This is a genomic window from Paenibacillus borealis (assembly GCF_000758665.1).
In the GTDB taxonomy this organism is placed as follows: domain Bacteria; phylum Bacillota; class Bacilli; order Paenibacillales; family Paenibacillaceae; genus Paenibacillus_AQ; species Paenibacillus_AQ borealis.
This window is the reverse complement of the sequence record NZ_CP009285.1, coordinates 2,220,981-2,238,031: the sequence shown is the minus strand read 5'-3', so window position 1 is coordinate 2,238,031 and position 17,051 is coordinate 2,220,981. Positions and strand designations below refer to the sequence as shown.

General features: G+C 54.5%; 18 protein-coding genes. 3 read left to right on the top strand and 15 right to left on the bottom strand.

Features of this window, described 5'->3' with window-relative positions; translation table 11 throughout:
- The first annotated feature begins 72 nt into the window (after positions 1–72).
- A complete protein-coding gene (locus PBOR_RS36900) occupies positions 73–267 on the top strand; it encodes a hypothetical protein (protein ID WP_157764002.1) in 195 nt (64 codons plus the stop codon).
- A 151-nt stretch (positions 268–418) separates the two neighbouring features.
- Here PBOR_RS36900 and PBOR_RS09360 read toward each other — a convergent pair whose 3' ends face one another.
- Both PBOR_RS09360 and PBOR_RS09355 read right to left on the bottom strand, forming a co-directional pair.
- On the bottom strand, positions 419–1,408 hold the full coding sequence (locus PBOR_RS09360) for an aldo/keto reductase (RefSeq protein WP_218918914.1): 990 nt from the start codon (positions 1,406–1,408) through the stop codon (positions 419–421).
- Positions 1,409–1,413: 5 nt separating this feature from the next.
- The gene (locus PBOR_RS09355; RefSeq protein ID WP_042211437.1) at positions 1,414–2,442 is read right to left on the bottom strand and encodes an oxidoreductase; all 1,029 of its coding nucleotides are present in this window, start codon (positions 2,440–2,442) and stop codon (positions 1,414–1,416) included.
- A 218-nt stretch (positions 2,443–2,660) separates the two neighbouring features.
- On the opposite strand from PBOR_RS09355, the gene PBOR_RS09350 reads away from it, so the two are divergent.
- Positions 2,661–3,635, top strand: a complete 975-nt coding sequence (locus PBOR_RS09350) for an AraC family transcriptional regulator (protein ID WP_042211436.1) — start codon at positions 2,661–2,663, stop codon at positions 3,633–3,635.
- A 217-nt stretch (positions 3,636–3,852) separates the two neighbouring features.
- Positions 3,853–5,358 carry an amidase gene (locus PBOR_RS09345; protein ID WP_042211435.1) on the top strand — a complete coding sequence of 502 codons (1,506 nt, stop codon included), beginning with the start codon at positions 3,853–3,855 and terminating at the stop codon, positions 5,356–5,358.
- Positions 5,359–5,912: 554 nt separating this feature from the next.
- Here the strand turns inward: PBOR_RS09345 and PBOR_RS09340 are convergent.
- The 13 genes from PBOR_RS09340 to PBOR_RS09280 form a co-directional block, all read right to left on the bottom strand.
- A complete protein-coding gene (locus PBOR_RS09340; protein WP_157764001.1) occupies positions 5,913–6,299 on the bottom strand; it encodes a hypothetical protein in 387 nt (128 codons plus the stop codon).
- Positions 6,275–6,730 carry a GNAT family N-acetyltransferase gene (locus tag PBOR_RS09335; RefSeq protein WP_042211433.1) on the bottom strand — a complete coding sequence of 152 codons (456 nt, stop codon included), beginning with the start codon at positions 6,728–6,730 and terminating at the stop codon, positions 6,275–6,277. The genes PBOR_RS09340 and PBOR_RS09335 overlap by 25 nt, the downstream gene beginning before the upstream one ends.
- A gap of 41 nt (positions 6,731–6,771) precedes the next feature.
- Positions 6,772–7,047 carry a hypothetical protein gene (locus PBOR_RS09330; RefSeq protein ID WP_042211432.1) on the bottom strand — a complete coding sequence of 92 codons (276 nt, stop codon included), beginning with the start codon at positions 7,045–7,047 and terminating at the stop codon, positions 6,772–6,774.
- Positions 7,048–7,447: 400 nt separating this feature from the next.
- The gene (locus tag PBOR_RS09325; protein WP_081971975.1) at positions 7,448–8,359 is read right to left on the bottom strand and encodes an ABC transporter ATP-binding protein; all 912 of its coding nucleotides are present in this window, start codon (positions 8,357–8,359) and stop codon (positions 7,448–7,450) included.
- A 29-nt stretch (positions 8,360–8,388) separates the two neighbouring features.
- On the bottom strand, positions 8,389–9,525 hold the full coding sequence (locus PBOR_RS09320; RefSeq protein ID WP_052429400.1) for a taurine ABC transporter substrate-binding protein: 1,137 nt from the start codon (positions 9,523–9,525) through the stop codon (positions 8,389–8,391).
- 36 nt (positions 9,526–9,561) lie between these two features.
- Entirely contained in the window at positions 9,562–10,461 is a 900-nt protein-coding gene (locus PBOR_RS09315; protein WP_081972347.1) for an ABC transporter permease, read from the bottom strand.
- 307 nt (positions 10,462–10,768) lie between these two features.
- Complete coding sequence (locus PBOR_RS09310) at positions 10,769–11,083, bottom strand: DMT family transporter (protein WP_042211431.1); 315 nt, start codon at positions 11,081–11,083, stop codon at positions 10,769–10,771.
- The gene (locus PBOR_RS09305) at positions 11,083–11,586 is read right to left on the bottom strand and encodes a DMT family transporter (RefSeq protein ID WP_245648101.1); all 504 of its coding nucleotides are present in this window, start codon (positions 11,584–11,586) and stop codon (positions 11,083–11,085) included. Before PBOR_RS09305 ends, PBOR_RS09310 begins: the two co-directional genes overlap by 1 nt.
- Before the next feature lie 21 nt (positions 11,587–11,607).
- On the bottom strand, positions 11,608–12,516 hold the full coding sequence (locus tag PBOR_RS09300) for a LysR family transcriptional regulator (RefSeq protein ID WP_042211430.1): 909 nt from the start codon (positions 12,514–12,516) through the stop codon (positions 11,608–11,610).
- A 107-nt stretch (positions 12,517–12,623) separates the two neighbouring features.
- The gene (locus PBOR_RS09295) at positions 12,624–12,968 is read right to left on the bottom strand and encodes a thioredoxin family protein (protein ID WP_052429399.1); all 345 of its coding nucleotides are present in this window, start codon (positions 12,966–12,968) and stop codon (positions 12,624–12,626) included.
- 2 nt (positions 12,969–12,970) lie between these two features.
- Positions 12,971–15,082, bottom strand: coding sequence for an alkaline phosphatase family protein (locus PBOR_RS09290; protein ID WP_081971974.1), 2,112 nt, complete (start codon positions 15,080–15,082; stop codon positions 12,971–12,973).
- A 246-nt stretch (positions 15,083–15,328) separates the two neighbouring features.
- Positions 15,329–16,096 (bottom strand): helix-turn-helix transcriptional regulator, encoded by a 768-nt coding sequence (locus PBOR_RS09285; RefSeq protein WP_245648100.1) that lies wholly within the window; start codon positions 16,094–16,096, stop codon positions 15,329–15,331.
- Between the two features lie 123 nt (positions 16,097–16,219).
- Positions 16,220–16,948, bottom strand: a complete 729-nt coding sequence (locus tag PBOR_RS09280) for a DsbA family protein (protein ID WP_042211428.1) — start codon at positions 16,946–16,948, stop codon at positions 16,220–16,222.
- Positions 16,949–17,051 lie beyond the last annotated feature (103 nt).

Here is a 17,051-nt window from a genome sequence, read left to right as displayed (position 1 = left end):
TACATGACCTCCGAATAAGGTGTGGTGAGATGCATCTCTTCCACAGATTAACGAATGGGCAGGGCTTACGATATGGGCGAAAACAGGGATTCCATGCTGATTTCCGGCTGCGGCAGTGATAATTTCTCCAATGCAATGGGCAAAATCGCTCTGAGGGTGCCATTTTTGGCGAGTTCCGGCGAAATTAGAGGGATTTATCCCTCTAATTTCTCCATGCGGGGTCTATTTTCAGGAACAAAAGATGAGTTGGTACTACGTATAAAATAAGAGCTTGGATTATCACCAAATGCTCAGTAATTTTTGCTCAACTGTCAGATTTCTTAAATTTCACGAAAAAACGCCCTGCATAATGAAGGCATCAGCTACCATCATGCAGGGCGTTTCAAGTGGGTATACGGGGTTAGGGTTAAGATTGTGCTCAGCGGTCAATCGTTGACATAATCCAATCGGGATAACGCTGCCCGGAGATTGTCCCCGGCGCCAATGCATCGTCCAGCCGCTTCATCTCGGCCGGATTAAGCGCGAGGCTGCCGGCAGCCACATTCTCTTCAAGGTATTTCCGGCGTTTCGTGCCGGGAATCGGCACGAAATCTGCGCCCTTATGCAAGACCCAGGCCAGGGCGATCTGCGCAGACTTCGCCTGCTTCACAGCAGCGAGTTCGTGCACAATCTGCGCAGCCTTCAGGTTAGCGTCATAATTAGCCCCCTGGTAGCGGGGATCGGCACGGCGGGTATCGCCTTCGGCATACTCTTCCGAACGTTTCACCCCTCCTGCCAGGAATCCCCGCCCCAGCGGGCAGAACGGTACGAGCCCGATGCCCAGCTCGCGCAGCACAGGAATGATATCCGCCTCCAGATTACGCTCCCATAGCGAATATTCACTCTGCAGCGCAGACACCGGATGAACCGCATGGGCGCGGCGGATGTTGCGGGCACCCGCTTCGGACAAGCCGAAATAACGCACCTTGCCCTCTCTGACCAGATCACCTACTGTTCCGGCTACCTCTTCGATAGGCACAGCCGGATCAATGCGGTGCTGATAGAGCAGATCAATATAGTCGGTGCCCATCCGCAGAAGCGAGCCTTCTACCGCCTCGCGGATCTCCTCCGGCCGGCTGGCTCTCTCGGCACCGACCTGCTTGCCGTCCTTGAACCGGAAGCCGAACTTGGTTGCTAAGATGACCTCGCTGCGGCGGCCCTTGAATGCCCGGCCGAGCAATTCCTCATTCGTAAGAGGACCATACCCCTGGGCCGTGTCGAAGAAATTACAGCCGAGTTCAATGGCCCGGTGCAGTGTGGCAATGGACTCACCCTCATCCGCCGGTCCATAGGATTGGCTCATTCCCATGCAGCCCAGGCCGATGGCGGGTACCTCCAGCCCCTGACTGCCAAGCTTGCGTGTGTGCAGTGTCATTATTCCTCTCCTCCAATTGTGAATTCTACATTCGTCAGCTGCTCGCTCAGACTCCAGAGGCGGTCCGCCGCTTCAGGGTCGACTGCGTGCGGCATCACGCCAAGTGCCATCGAGCCCAAACGGCGGGCTGCCTCGTTACGGGTGACAGCTTCGGCATTCTCCACCAGCGGGGCAATATCGCAGTTCTCGCAATAGACGCCGCCCTTACCTTCCAGCTGCGGACTTACCGCACACCAGACACTGGTCGCTGCTCCTTGCACTGCTGTCTTCAGATTCCGTGAAGGATCAAGGACCGGCTTGCCCTCTCCGTCAATAACACCGGCAGCCTGAAGCTCCTCGAAGGACAGATGCTCTTCTAGGCCTGTACCGGCGATACTGCCCGGATGAACCGAGAAGGCGCGCACACCTTCGTCCCGGCCGCGCTTGTCCAGGGCAAGCGCGAACAGAATATTGGCCGTCTTCGACTGGCCGTAGGCAGACATGCGGTCATAGCTGCGGTGTTCGAAGTTCGGATCGCCGAACACGACCGGGGATTGCCGGTGTCCCCATGAAGATACGGATACGACTCGCGCCCCGTTCGCCTGACGCAGCGCCGGCCACAAACGGGCCGCCAACTGGAAATGTCCCAGGTGATTGGTAGAGAAATGCGACTCATATCCCCTCGTGTCGCGCATCAGGGGAGCAGCCATAATGCCTGCGCTGTTAATCAGCAGATGCAGCGGCTGGCCGGAAGCAAGAAACCTTGCAGCGAATTCATCAATTGAGGCCGGGTTCATCAGGTCCATACTCTCAATTCTGATATTAACGATACCGGCAAGTGCAGCACCCGCTCTGGCGGTATCCCGCGCCGGGACGATGACCTTTGCACCGGCGGAAGCCAGTGCACGCACCGTTTCAAGGCCGATCCCTGAGTATCCGCCGGTAACAATGGCATTGACGCCGCTGAGGTTTGTGCTGCGCAGAATCTCATTAGCAGTTGTGGAGGCTCCGAAACCGGAGCCGATAGGTTGTTGCAGGGTAACCGTCATGATTCAGGACCTCCTTGAATAACATCTCAAGGTTATTATCGCTTGACTGCCACCCGAGTTAATAGGCTATTCCTGCCTAAAACTTGCCTAAAGCTGCAAATCCTCTTTTCCCATTCGATTCTGCCCTATTGCTTCCGGCCAAGATACGGCTATACTGTACAGTAACAGCACAGGCAAGAGCGGAACGAAACCAGACAAACCGAAAGGCGGAATGAACAATGACAGAGCAACGGCTTGAAACCCGCGCCGTCCCTGGAGAAATTGCTAATGATCACAAGGAGCAGCTCGCCCGGATCATCGCGCAGACTGAGAAGATTACCCTTGCCGATGGCCGCCATCCCACAGTGATCCCGTATCTTTCGGTTTCCCGCAACAGCCGGCAGACCCCACTGATCCCAAGTGTCTTGACGCCTTCCTTTTGTCTGATCCTACAAGGCCGCAAGAAGCTGCACTACGGCTCAACCAGCCTTGAATATCTGCCGGGAGACTATATGGTATCGATGATTACTCTGCCCGCCTTCGCCCAGATAGCGGGGGTTACCAGAGACACGCCTTATATTGGTCTGCGCATTGACATCACAACGCAGGAAATCGCTTCGGTCATGACGCAGGCAGGGATCAGTGTGAAGCCCAGAGACAAGAAGCTGAATACCGCCGCTTTCATTGGCAAGGCCGATTCCGGCCTCCTGGAGCTGTTCAGCCGGCTGCTGAAGCTTGCCAGCACGGGCAGCGCCAGGGAAGCCGGATATCTGTCCGGACTCATCAAGCATGAGCTGATCTTCAATCTGCTGTCCGGCGATTACGGGCATTTATTCTTTCAGGAGGTATTTTTTGACCAAAAGGCTGACGGTATCGGCAAGGCCATCGAATGGATTCATCAGAATTACACCCGCTCCTTCACCGCCCGGGAGCTCGCAGAGGCCAATAATATGAGTGTGTCTGGCCTGCATCATAAGTTCAAAGCCGTTACAGCGATGAGTCCCTTGCAGTATCAGAAGCAGCTCCGCCTCCAGGAAGCCAGACGCCTCATGCTCAGCGGTTCCATGGACGCGACGACTGCCGCTATGGAAGTCGGTTATGAGAGTGCCTCCCAGTTTAGCCGCGAGTACCGGAGACTGTTCGGCCTCCCGCCGCTGAAGGATATACAAGCCGTGCGCAAAAGTATCGACACGGGTGAATTCTATATAAGCTGAACTTAAGAATGATAGCAGCTGACTAACGAACCCCCTGTAAATCGGCGATCTCGCCAGTGCAGCAAGTTAGATTCTAAAGTTCACTCTGTAAAGCAGTGCATTTGGGAAGTCTGCCGCTCCGAAGTATACTAGAGAAGCTGGTCCCGTCTATTACTATCCGCAGACTGCGGCTATAGCTATATAGCCTGCTTATCCCTGCCAGAAAGAGGTTATCCACATGCCGTTGTCTAATTATTCCGCTTATGATGCTCTGGGGCTTGCCGCCCTCATCAAGGCACGTGAAGTCTCCCCCCGTGAGCTTGTGGAAACAGCCTATGCCCGGCTCGATGAAATGAATCCGCTGCTGAATGCGGTGGTACGTACCCGACGGGAGGCCGCGCTGAAGGAAGCGGATGAGATGCCCGTCCTTGATGAGGACACTTCCAGGCCGTTTGCCGGAGTTCCCTTCCTGCTGAAGGATATCTCCCAGGCGATCGGAGGAGAACCGCTAACTTCCGGTGCCATGCTCATGAAGGACAATATCGCCAAACGGGACTCTAATTACGTTGCCCGTATCCGCCGGGGCGGCTTCATTCCGCTGGGACACACGAATACGCCTGAATTCGGCCTCAAAAATATTACCGAGCCGCTGCTTCACGGCCCGGCACGCAACCCGTGGAACCCCGCCTATTCACCCGGCGGGTCCAGCGGCGGTGCTGCGGCGGCCGTTGCCGCAGGGATCGTTCCGGCCGCCGGAGCCAGTGACGGCGGCGGCTCCATCCGCATACCGGCCTCGTTCACCGGCCTGTTCGGGCTGAAGCCGACGCGCGGGCGCACGCCGGTCGGCCCGGGTATCGGCCGCCAGTGGCAGGGCGCGTCGATCGACTTTGCCCTGACGCGGACTGTGCGTGACAGTGCCGCGATGCTTGATCTGCTGCAGGTGGTGCAGCCGGAAGCGGCTTTTCAGACCCCGCTGTATCCGGGGGTCTATCTGGATGATCTGCTGAAGCCTGCGCAGCGGAAGCTGCGGATCGCGTACACTACAGCTTCGCCGGTAGGCACACCGGTATCGGAAGAAGCTGTACAAGCTGTGCTTAACACTGTAAAGTGGCTGGAATCGGAAGGCTACGCGGTCGAGGAAAAGCTGAGTCCGGTTAACGGGGTCAGGCTGATGGACAACTACTATACGATGAATGCCGGAGAGGTATCCGCAATGTTCCTGTCACTTGAGAGCGGTATGGGCCGCACGATTGCGGCAAGCGAAGTGGATATTGTCACCTGGGTGCTGGCTGAAGCCGGCAAGCAGGTCTCGGCCGCAGAATTCGTACACAGTCTGCATGAATGGGATGTGGCTGCCGCGCAGATGGCGGCGCTGATGGACCGCTTCGATCTGTATATCACACCTGCGAATGCGGATTCCGCACCGAAGATCGGGGAGCTGACTCAGACGCCTGAGGAGATTCAGCAGCTACTGGAAGTCAGCAGGCTGTCTAAAGACGCTCAGCGGCGGATGATTTACGAGATGTTCGAGCCAAGTCTGACCTATACACCTTTCACCCAGCTGGCCAATCTGACCGGTCAGCCGGCAATGAGCGTCCCTGTGCACCTCACTCCGGAAGGCTTGCCAATCGGGGTTCAGGTCATGGCTTCCAAAGGACGCGAGGACCTGCTGCTCCAACTGGCCGCTTGCCTGGAACAATCACCGCTGTGGGTAGGTATGAAGGGGAATCCGCTGTTTGCCTGACAGCTTTTGCTGAGGCTGAGGGCGGTTAAAGCCGGGAGAGATGCAGACTGACGGCGGCTGCGTGCGGTGTACGCTGGCGGAACGAGGGCTATACGCCTAATAAGTGGCATAACAACACTTAATTTCCTGGAAATTTCCGAATATGAGATTTTAGTTGGATAAATGACACTTAATTCCATGCATATTGGCTGATATGAGCATATTGGTCACAATTAAGTGACATAAATCCATCTAATCCTGATTCAGCAGATGGTGCGAAAAATGAAGTGACATAAATCCACTTATTACAGCTTCCGGCTGTAAATTATCATATTTCTGTCTATGAACGGATTAGCTGAGTATTGTGAATATGCAGATTAGCCTAGACGCAGTTTCAGGTTGCTCACCGTGCATATGAATTGAAAGGTTACTCTTATTAGCAAAGGGTGTCCCGGCAGGAATACTATACATTTCATAATTCACACGCATCATGTAGGCTTGCCTGCCGGAACAACCTTATAATTGAAGCACTTAGCGGCAGCCTGCGCAGGGGTCTTGACACGAGCTGCGCTCATTCAAAAAAATGACGGGGCAGGCGGATCTTTAAACGGATTCTCAAAAATAATATTTAGAGAGATCTGTACGAGTACACCAATTGCCAGATAGATGAGAAACTGTCTAATAACTATTTTTCCATCCAGCCCTTCATTCCTCGCCGTCCAGTACTTCTCTGCAAAAACAAGTCCTACTATGAAATGAATGAACATGATTACAAGGCAGATTAGTCCCTGCAGCAGGCCTGTCAGAAATCCCCTTTGATAAAAATCAGTAAAGATCAGATAAAACAATACGAGAATTCCCGCAGGCAGCGCCACAGCTCCTAGAACAACCGGAAGACTGATAAGAAACTTTCCCAACCCTAAATTTCTGTTCTCCATCACTTCACCGCCAGCCGCAGACATCTCATATTAGAGTACCCGTAACCCGCAGCTTCATAAAAATGCAGCGCCCGCGCGTTCTCGGCATCGGCCAGCAGAGTGATCCGCAGAAATCGGTGCTCCTTGGCGTAGGCCACAATGCCGTCCATAAAAAATCGGCCGCTGCCCTGTCCCCGCTCTTCAGCCGCAATGATGAAATCCTCCAGCGTGATCACCGGCCCGCCTTCAAACGTGCTGAACGTAAATACCAGATTCACCATGCCTGCTACCTTATCTCCCCGTTTGAGCAGCAGCAATTGTCCGTGTTCCGGATGCTCCAGAATCAACCGCAGTCCCGCTCTCTGCTTGTCCAGGTCAGCCGCTCCTGTAAAATCCTGTTCCATCCCAAACAGCTCCTGCAGCAGCAGGCACATTTCTTCCAGATTCTCTGTCCCCGCTTTGGCTATCGTCAGCATTGTCCCATCTCATCTCCGCTTCCATTATTATTCCGCTTGGCTTAAGCCTCTAATGTTGATGATGCTGATGCAACCGTGATGACCGGCCTCTGAATCTCATCATAATTGATCTCTGACGTGTTCAACTGTGACTTTTCCCCTGCGCGCACAATATAGATTGAACATAAGACTTTTAGAGAAACGAACAGTCGCCATTGCAGTGAAAATTTGGACTTCCGGCCGCCGCTGTCAACCAATTTCTTGATCCATAGCGATGTTGGCGGTAGATATCCGTAGATAAAGACGGTCTCTGCCGCTCCTACCGTTTCAAATTTCACCTCCTTCTCCTTCTCCTTCTCCTTCTCCTTCTCATTTCTAACATTTCCAGTTCAATCTATATAATTGGCGATTAAGCTATAAGATGTTCCCGAAAGAGCAACGGCAGGTTGATTGTATAATGTACAACAGAATAGGGGTAAAAACGGCCCCAAACCACATTCTATTGTATTTGCTGCAGCAGAATTCAGGAAATGCACCAAATATGGGCTGAAATCCAAAATTCTAATGTACGAAATGCATTAGAACGCTACCAACAGAGCCATTCCCCCTAATTCAAATGTACAAAATACAACAGAATTCTGCCGAAACTAAAAACAGCGGACGCTATAGACTTTGTATCGTCCATGGCGCCCGCTGTTTCTTAAATCGGGGTCAGTCTGCTATTATATTTCCCTTGGGCTACTGCACATCCATCCGCGAGACCAGATACTCGCGCAGACTGCTGTACTCCCCGCCGCTGCGGATGTCATTGAAGGAGCGGCTGATGCTGCCTTCAGTCAGCGGATTGGCGAAATCTTCGACAATTCTTCCCGGTCCGGGATGCATGACAATCAGGCGGCTGGACAGCAGCAGGGCCTCATCCACATCATGGGTGATGAAGAACATGCATTTCCCGGTCTTGCGCCAGATCTCCCGCAGGTGAATCTGCATATTCTCGCGGGTCAGGGCGTCCAGCGCGCTGAACGGCTCATCAAGCAGGACGATCTCCGGCTCGGCGGCCAGGGTGCGGGCGATTGCCGCCCGCTGCTTCATGCCTCCGGAGAGCTGGTGGGGGTATAGTCTGGCGGAAGCCGTGAGGCCCATCAGCTCCAGAAAATAAGCGACACGCTCCCTGCGCTCAGCCTTGGGCTGATTCTTCATCCGCAGCCCGAATTCGATATTTCGGGCAAGCGTCAGCCAGGGGAAGAGGTTCGCCTGCTGGAACACCACGCCAACCTCGGAGTCAGGCCGGGTATGGCGTTTGCCGTTAATGGCGATGCTTCCCTGCGACGGCTTTAAGTACCCGGCGATAATGTTCAGCAAGGAGGTTTTACCGCAGCCCGAAGGTCCAAGAACTACAACGAATTCACCCGGTGTCAGCTGCAGATCAACCTCCTGCAGCACTTGGCGTGCATCGGCCCCTCTGCCATAAGTGAGGCCGATGCCTTCCAGCAGAATCCCCTTCCCGCTGCCGGAGGAGGTTACCGGTACCGCAGCTGCAGCAGCTCCGCTCAAGCCGGAAGCTTCTGCAGTGCGTCTGCTCTCCCCGTATCTCCCGGCGCTGAGTACACCTGTACCTCCGGGACCGTCCAGTTTTTTCTCAAAGATCATCGTGCCCCCGCCTCCTTGTCCAAGTTGATTTAATTACCGGTATACAAATCGCTCCGCAGCGCCTGCTGGTAGACCGAGAGGTCCGGTGAATCAGTGATCGACTTCTGCTCCACTAGGAAATCACCCGTGTCCTTCAGCAGCTGCCCGAATGCGCCCGGCTGATCCGGCGTGCCCATATATTCAGGGGCCGATTGCTGTGAGGCATCCAGCACGATGATTTCACTCATCGCCTTAAGCGTGGCTTCGGCGCTAAGACCAAGCTCAGCCGACATCGCTTCAGCCGACTCCTGCGGATGATCCCGGTAATATTTCACCGCTTCATCCAGCACTGCGATATAACCCTTAACGGCATTCGGATACTTCCCGATGAAATCCTTGTGCACCACGCCGAACTCTCCGGTAATGCCGCCTTTGGCCGCCACATCGGCTGAGGTGATGATGACCTTGCCGCCATCCTCGACCAGCTTCGACTGGCTCGGCTGCCAGGTATAAGCACCGTCGATATCGCCTCTCTGCCAGGCGGCAACGATGTCGGGAGCCTGCATATCAAGTATGGTAATGGATGCAGGATCAATGTTCTCCTGCTTCAGTGCTGACAGCAGACTGAAATGGGAGGTGGAGCCGAATGTGGTAGCGATCTTGTGACCTTTGAGCTCGGCGAGGGAGCTGATTCTGGCAGCACTCTTGACTACCAGCGCCTCACTCTCGCCGATGACATCATGAATATAATAGATTTGATCCGGCAGACCTTGGGCCACACCGGAAGCTCCCGGAGGGGTGCCCAGCAGGCCGAAATCGATACCGCCGCTGGCAATCGCCACGTTCACATCGCGGCCGGAATCGAACTTGAGCCATGATATCTTGATATCAGGATATTTCTTCTCCAGCAGACCGAGGGACTTGGCCAGCAGCTCGCCGTTTGGCGAGACCTGATAGCCGATGCGGATTTCCTTCGGCAGCTCTTCCGCCGCGGCAGGTGCTGGCGTAGCTTCCTCCGCCGCAGCTGCCTCTGTAGCGGCGGCTGTCTCTGTAGCAGCAGCCACTTTCGCTGTGTTTCCGCTGTTCCCGCTATTACCAGCGGAATTGCCGCAGCCGGTTACCATCACCAGCAAAGCGAATATTGCCAGAAGGGTTCCCAAGTGAAACTTCGAATGAAGCTTGTTCATATACTTCCAACTCCCCTTATTATGAATTCATTCTATTTATTGTTCCGTCCACGGCGATACACGCCGGATTAAACTGCGGATAATCAAATCAATAACGATGGCGATCAGCGCCATGATGATAATGCCGAGATACATAATATCGCTGCGCAGGAACTTGCTTGCATCCAGTACAAGCCAGCCGACTCCCGAGACGGCAGCCACCATCTCTGCCGCGACCAGCGTGGAGTAGCTTACCCCTACTGCCGTCCGCAGTCCGGTTAACAGCTCCGGCAGCACCGAGGGGAAGATCACGAAGGCATACAGCTTCCAGCCCCGTGCCCCCAGCGATCTGGCCCCGTTGATCCGGTCCGGACTCAGCCGCTGGACACTGAAGACAGCCGTAATGAAGAGCGGGGCGAATGCTCCGAGGAACAGCAGCAGCACCTTCGAAACATCCGTAATGCCGAACCAGAGGATGAGCAAAGTATAGTAGGCAAGCGGCGGCAGCGGCCGGTAGAATTCGATAAAAGGATCAATGACCGCACGCAGCACCCGGTAACGGCCGCATAGAATCCCCAGCGGCACTGCGGTAACGAAGGCAGCGGCGAGGGCCAGAAACAGCCTGCGCATGCTGGTACCGATATGGTTCAGCAGCGTCTGCCCCTTGTATCCTTCATGCAGAACATCGGTGAAGGCTGCCCATACGGTCTGCGGCCCCGGCAGGAACAGCGGGTTTACCCACTCCCTGGCACTAACCAGCCACCACAGCAGCAGCGCGGCCAGCAGGGAAGCGACAGAGATTCCCCGGTACAGCCATTCTTTGGACCACCCTGCTGCTGCAGGTTGGATCGCGGAAGCTGTTGATACATCCTGCTCCCTGCCGCTGCCCTTAGGCCCGCTAACGCTAATCCTCTGTTCTTCCTCCGGACGCACTGTCTTTGGTGTGTTGCTCTGCATATTGCGTTCTCCTCTCTCTTGCCGGCATACAAGCGGAAACGACACGCCGTCCTCCAAAATGCGTATGCTCTCGAAGCAGCGATACTGTGTATCGCTTTCAGGCATCTGTTTCAGCGTGAAATACAAGGATAATTTATGGCGTAAAGCATATAAATTCTTGGATTTCAAAAAGGCCTGACTCCACCAAGCAGGGCAGTTCCCGCCCTTGCTCTGAGGAAGCAGGCCTCCGGCTGTCCGGTAGGCTTGTATTGAATTGAACTGTTTCTGAACTGTATTGTATTGAGTTGTCCTATGTTATTCTGAACCGTTACGCCGTCAGCCTTAAACCGATCATGCCGGTAATAATCAAGGCCAGACATATCAGCTTGGATGGTCTGACCGATTCACCATAGACAATGGCTCCGAGCACGATGGCTCCGCAGGAGCCGATGCCTGTCCACACGGCATATGCCGTCCCGACAGGTATGGTCATTACCGAGCGCGAGAGGCAATAGAAGCTCAGCGCAAGCACGGCGATGGAGGCAATGGAGGGCCAGAGCCGCTTAAGTCCCTGCGAAGACCTTAATAGTGGAACACTCGCGACCTCCGACAATCCGGCAATAATCAGCAGCAGCCAGCCCACTACTGCATACCTCCCCGATTCCGGTCTGAAGATGATGCTGCTGGTGTATTTAACACCTCGCCGCCCTTAAGCACCGAATCCGGTCCCCCGCCCCGATGCGCCGCTACAATTTCTTCGCAGTGCTCCTGCGCCTCACCCTCATCCCCAGCCGTCAGCTTCAGGCCAATCATCCCGCCCAGCAGCAGTAGAATGAAGAAGATCCGCCAGAACCCGGCGGGCTCATCCAGCAGCAGCATTCCGGCAGCGGCAGTGCCTGCCGCTCCGATGCCGGTAAATACGGTATATGCGGTTCCTGCGGGCAGCCGCATCATGGCTTTTATATATAAGGTATAGCTTATTCCAATGCAACACAGGACGAACAGGCTAGGCCAGAACAAGCGGAAGCCTTGACTGTATTTCAGCCCGGTGGCCCAGAGTATATCCATCAGACCGCCAACAGCAACATAGAGCCAGGCTGAAAAGCTGCGGTCCTGCATTGCAGAAGTCTGTTTCAGTACATTCATATTCTGCTTCTCCTTAACCGTCTAGCCGATGAACTGGAGCATGGAGCTGAAGGATTTGATCGTTTCCATCATTTCTTTCTCCATTAAAGAGAGATGATGGCGCTTGGTCCAGGCCAGGACAATCGACACATCCAGCTCCGTATCCGCAATATCAACCGGCACAATGCTTCCCTTGTTCAGGAAATAATCACTCATGAATTTCGGGGCAAAAGCGGCGCACAGATTCTGGCCGATCACATTCTCCAGCATCGGGAAGCTGTCCAGCCGGTAGGCTACGCTGTAGTCTCCATGCTTCTGCAGCAGCTCAGAAACCCAGCAGTCGGTAGCGAACTCCGTATTATACAGAACCAGCGGCTGGGCCAGCGCTTCCTGCAGGGGAACTGCCCTCCGGCCTGCCAATTCTGAATCCTTGCTGACAAGCAGCACCAGCCGGTCGCGGAACAGCTCTTTGATGCAGAGATCCTTCTCCTCTTGTTGTCCGCAGGTCTTCATAACGACACCGAAGTCAGCCTTGCCGGCCGCAATGTCGCGCAGATTATTGTTCGATTCCCCGACCTTCATCAGCACATTGACACCCGGATGCCGGTATTTGAAGGTAGTCAGCGCATTGACCATAATCGTGTTGCTGATGAACGGCTCCACCGCGAGATGAATACTCCCGGTCATCGCCTGTGTATTCTCCTCGGCCAGCGCCTTGATATCTTCCAGCAGGTCGATAGCTTCCATCGCCTTCTGAATCACAGCCTGACCGACATCGGTCGGCTGAACCCCCTGATTGGTCCGCTTAAACAGCAGAATGCCGAGTTCAACCTCAAGCTTGGACACCGATGAGCTCAGCGCTGGCTGGGAAATGTAAGAGCGCTCGGCAGCCGTCGATATGGAGCCCGTTTGGGCTATCGCCACAATATGATAGAGCTGTTCCAGACGCATGGCTTCTCCCTCTTGATTCTTAATAGCCTCATTATATAACTATAAAACCAATGTGACTACTAGGAAAAGTCTGCTTCATCTCCTGCTGCGTCCTGCTGCGCCGGTGTTCAAGGCACCCATTGCTCTAATTGATCCACCAAGACCGGATGCGGGTGAAACCCGCCAAGGCGCAGCTTGACCTCACCGTCCAGGAACAACACCAGCTGCGGGATGCCCCGCAGGCGCAGACTCTGAAACAGCAGCCGGTATTTGCCGGCATCTACGCCGTACACGTTCATCCTGCCCTGGAAATCATGGGCTATGGCCTCGGTGACCGGGAACAGCTGCCTGCAGATTTTGCAGCGGCGTGAACCGAAGAAGACAAGTACAGGGCGTTCGCTGCCGAAAGCCAGCGCTTCAAATTCCGTGTCCGTAATATGGGAGACCGGCCTGCGCGGAATTTCCGGACGCATGCTTACGCTCCGCCCCCCGTTCCTGCTGTCACTGGCTCTCCCGTCTCTGCGGGTTGTCCTGTCACCGGGATTTCTTCTTCCGCAGAATCGGCCAGAATCTGATAGATGATCCCGCCCTCAGCATTCTCCGGTACCGGCGAACCTGTGAGATGGCAGATGGTCGGCACGATATCAACGACTTTGACTTTGCGGTCGATGACTTCCCCGCTCTTCACCCCGGCTCCCAGGGCAATAAACAAAGCTCTCATGGAGTACCCCAGCAGAGTGTGGTTGCTGAGGCCGTTCCCGTGGCAGCGGGTGAAATCAGGCTCAAGGATGTAGAAAATATCGCCGGAATTCTCTCCTCCCAGCCCAACAACCTCCATATCATTGCGGTTCAGCGCGAAGCTGATGACTCTTCTGCCTGTCTTGGGATCACGGTAGCTGTACAGATCATCGATGATCTTCGCTACCGTGCTGTCATAGTCTGCCGGGTCAACAATCCCCTGCGGATCACGTCCTTTTACATTCAGATAGATGAATGTGGCGCGCTGGGCAACGGCCGTCGTGCGGCTCCAGTCGATCTCATAGCTGCCTCCGCTTTCCTTAAGCTGCGTGTACCCTAGATCACCGAGAATACCGACATTTATGCCCCACATATCACCGATCAGCGGATGATCCGTCTCGGGGTTCTTCGCTACTCCGGCATGGTCCGAGACAATAAAGGCCGCCGTCCCGCCGTCCAGCCGGTCTAAGAGAGCGCTGATGAAGCGGTCGCTGATCTCATAGATTTTGTAGATAATCTCCTGATAACGTTCATACTCCGCCGAGGCAGCGGGCAGGGTATGGTCAAGATAGAAATGATTGAACATATCAATGCCGTGCATGTGAGTGTAGAACAAGTCCCACTCGTTGTTGTCCAGCAGATGATTGATCGCATCCACATGCCAGCTGTACATTTCCTCGATCGATTCCAGCAAAACCTGATCCGCCTGCGGATTCAACCGGCTGTAGTTGGAGGGCTGGAGCATCGGGCCTACCTTGCTGTACAGCTCCTCTCCGATATTTTGCGGATAGAAGTATTTGCCTGTCTTCAAATCGAGTACATATGAGGAATAAAACTTGAAGCTGTTACCGGCGGGGTCCAGCTCCAGCACACGGATTTTGTAGGCGACAGGAATAGCTGCTCCGTCAATGGTGTAATGGTCGTAGATCCAGCCGCTCCACTCTCCGGGTCCGGCTTCCCCAAGAGGTACTGCTGCCGTTTTGGAGGCATAAATCTGAATTCTGCTGTACTGCCCTTGCTCGTCGGCAACAAGCAGACCCACCCGTCTGGCCTGGCCGTTATTCACCGGAAGTATAAATTCACGCGCACCAGCCGGAGCGGAAGTCCAGCCTTCAGCAGGCCCCAGCGGTGTAAAGATCTGATCCGCAGTCGGTACATCCGCAGACAGCTCACCATCCTGGGTCGTCGTGACCAGCCCCGGCTGGGTATAGCCATAACCTTCGTAAGTATCCTTACTGATCTCCGCCTTCTGCGACGTTTCTTCTCCTTCAAACCGGCAGTTGGCACCGGTATTATCCACGACATGGGGGATTTCAATCAGCTCGGCATATTCCGTGCGGCCTTCATATACTTTCTCATAATCAATGTAGCCGCGCAGGTTAGTGTATATGCTCGTTCCATCGACATAGATTGCATCCTCCACCTGCGGCGGCCAGGACGTCGGATAGTTGAAGATAATACTCTTTTTGCCCGCCCGCGCATAAGCCTGCCAGATGGTCTCCGCCTTCAGCAGCCCCGAGTCAAACCCATAATCCAGCACATCCAGCTCATTGCCGAGTGTATGGTTCCAGAAGCAGGTAATGCCGTGGGTCGCCGGATACGCGCCCGTAGCAATGGATGCCCAGTTCGGCGGCGTTATCGCCGGAAGCACGCTCTGCATACCCAGATCGCTGGTGGTTACACCGGCATCGAGCGCTCTTTTGAAGCCCGGAAGCTTGCCTTCTGCCACATATTTGCGGATGACAGCCGGATCTGCACCGTCAAGACCCAGCAGCATTACCTTCTTCGCTTTGCTGTTATTGTTGCTGCTGCCACCGTTGCCGGGGGCACCATCCTTACCATTTGCCATAATCTCACTCCGTCCAGTGATATTTAGATATTCCAATGAGATAACTAGGAATTAATCTCTGTGGTTATTATAGACGGCAGCCCGTGCGCTTGTTAAATAGACGTTGCTTATACTGGTATAAGCGGTGCTTATCCCCGCAGAACATTAAAAATCCCCCGCCCCATTGCGGGTGCAGGAGATCCTTCTGGTTCTGTATGCTCTTCTGCAGCTTCTGCTCTATCTCCTCTGCAGCCGGGAATGCTTCCCTTAGCGTGTGCGGAATTCCCGCGGAGTCTGGCCGGTCTGGCGGTGGAAGAGGCGGGAGAAGTAGTGGAGTGAGCTGAAGTGGTATTTCTCGGCAATCTCAGTAATACTCAGCGGGCTATGCAGCAGGTCTTCCTTGGCCCGGTTGACCCGGAAGCGGTTCATATACTCCACAGGTGAGGCCCCGGTAGATTTGCGGAACAGCTCGAAGAAATGCCCCCGGCTCAGCTGAAGACTGCTGTAATATGCCTCCAGCGGCTTCGGTACATCATGCAGCAAATCCTGCTCCATCTGTTCCAGCAGCGAGCTGATCCGCCTGTCCGGGATGGGCTGGCCGCTCAACAGCAGATGCAGCAGATCATCAATGAACTCTTGGAAATGACGCTGAATGGTCAAATTGCGGATGAAGGTCTGCTCATTGTCGAATTCCCCTGCCTTGTAGAACCTCTGAAACCGCTCTGTCCACCCGCGCAGCAGCCCCACATCCACGGACAGCGGAAGCGGATACGGGAAAAGAGGCCCCAGCATCTCCTCCTTCAGCTGCTCCGGCTTGTAGCAGATCGGGCAGGCCCAGTCGAAGACGCCCTCCCGGTCCACAGGATGCCAATCGAAATAGCAGCACAGATGAATCATGGGTTCGGCAGCGTCAGCCCGCCATTCATGAAGCTGTCCGGGCGGAACATGGATCAGCATCCCCGGGCTAACCCGGAGAGTCTGTCCGCCGGTCAGGAGCAGCCCGTATCCTCCGCTGATCAGGTAAACCGAGCTCATGTAGCAGATTCTCGGGGAGCTGGATTGCCCTTTGGCAAAAGGATAGCGGGTAGCCAGATAGACATAAGGGTGTATCGCGGAAAATTTCAGACCGGCTCCCCTCCCTTCCTTTCGTTGGTGCGGTTACTCTGTAACGTTCGAAGCCTGCGCGGCTTCAATGGCGGCAGCCAGCTCTTCGTAGGATGAGCCCGGCAGCAATTGGCCGTTCACCATAAACTTCGGAGTCCCGTTCACCCCATAATTTCCTGCGGTTTTGAAATCCTCCTTGACCGGAAGCATGTACGTATGCGCCTGCAAATCCTTCGCGAAGCGTTCATAATCTATGCCGCTGATATTATCCTTCACGAAATCAAGCATGAACTGCGGTGTAGCCCAAATCTTCGTCTCATCCCCCTGGTGGTCATACAACTTGCTCATGAATTCCCAGAATTTATCGTTGTCCTGGGCAAATACCGCTTCACCTGCGCTGGCTGCCATAATCGAATCCCGGTCGATGAAGGCAAAGTTGATGAAGAACAGCTCTGCTTTGCCGGTATCGATGAAATCACGTTTAAATTGTTCAAAATAAGTCTCCTTCCACTTTTTGCAGGCCGGACACTTGAAATCTGCGAATTCAATCACCTTGGCTTTGGCTGTGCTGCCGCCCAGATGCGGCTGCTTCTCATATTTCAGGCCATTCGCATCGAAGTCTCCGCGGATTTCCGTATAATTGGGCAGTCCGTCCAGCCCGCCCGCTGCCTTGGTCCGGGTCAGGAACACCACGGATACGGCCAGCACCAGCACACAGATTACAATGACCGGAAATGCGAAACCGTAACTTTTCTTTGTTTGTTTTACCTTCGATTTAGCCATCCCTATTTATCCCCCTAGAACAAATTGACACCGCTTATTGATAGCGCTTTCTATGCTGAATATAAGCCGGAGGATGTTTCAGCGTAAAGGTACACTTGCGGCT

Excerpts from the sequence above, each read along its gene's own strand:
- PBOR_RS36900 (WP_157764002.1), top strand. The coding sequence starts at position 73 with ATGGGCGAAAACAGGGATTCCATGCTGATTTCCGGCTGCGGCAGTGAT.
- PBOR_RS09355 (WP_042211437.1), bottom strand. The coding sequence starts at position 2,442 with ATGACGGTTACCCTGCAACAACCTATCGGCTCCGGTTTCGGAGCCTCC.
- PBOR_RS09350 (WP_042211436.1), top strand. The coding sequence starts at position 2,661 with ATGACAGAGCAACGGCTTGAAACCCGCGCCGTCCCTGGAGAAATTGCT.
- PBOR_RS09345 (WP_042211435.1), top strand. The coding sequence starts at position 3,853 with ATGCCGTTGTCTAATTATTCCGCTTATGATGCTCTGGGGCTTGCCGCC.
- PBOR_RS09340 (WP_157764001.1), bottom strand. The coding sequence starts at position 6,299 with ATGTCTGCGGCTGGCGGTGAAGTGATGGAGAACAGAAATTTAGGGTTG.
- PBOR_RS09335 (WP_042211433.1), bottom strand. The coding sequence starts at position 6,730 with ATGCTGACGATAGCCAAAGCGGGGACAGAGAATCTGGAAGAAATGTGC.
- PBOR_RS09325 (WP_081971975.1), bottom strand. The coding sequence starts at position 8,359 with ATGATCTTTGAGAAAAAACTGGACGGTCCCGGAGGTACAGGTGTACTC.
- PBOR_RS09320 (WP_052429400.1), bottom strand. The coding sequence starts at position 9,525 with ATGAACAAGCTTCATTCGAAGTTTCACTTGGGAACCCTTCTGGCAATA.
- PBOR_RS09315 (WP_081972347.1), bottom strand. The coding sequence starts at position 10,461 with ATGCAGAGCAACACACCAAAGACAGTGCGTCCGGAGGAAGAACAGAGG.
- PBOR_RS09305 (WP_245648101.1), bottom strand. The coding sequence starts at position 11,586 with ATGAATGTACTGAAACAGACTTCTGCAATGCAGGACCGCAGCTTTTCA.
- PBOR_RS09300 (WP_042211430.1), bottom strand. The coding sequence starts at position 12,516 with ATGCGTCTGGAACAGCTCTATCATATTGTGGCGATAGCCCAAACGGGC.
- PBOR_RS09295 (WP_052429399.1), bottom strand. The coding sequence starts at position 12,968 with ATGCGTCCGGAAATTCCGCGCAGGCCGGTCTCCCATATTACGGACACG.
- PBOR_RS09290 (WP_081971974.1), bottom strand. The coding sequence starts at position 15,082 with ATGGCAAATGGTAAGGATGGTGCCCCCGGCAACGGTGGCAGCAGCAAC.
- PBOR_RS09285 (WP_245648100.1), bottom strand. The coding sequence starts at position 16,096 with ATGAGCTCGGTTTACCTGATCAGCGGAGGATACGGGCTGCTCCTGACC.
- PBOR_RS09280 (WP_042211428.1), bottom strand. The coding sequence starts at position 16,948 with ATGGCTAAATCGAAGGTAAAACAAACAAAGAAAAGTTACGGTTTCGCA.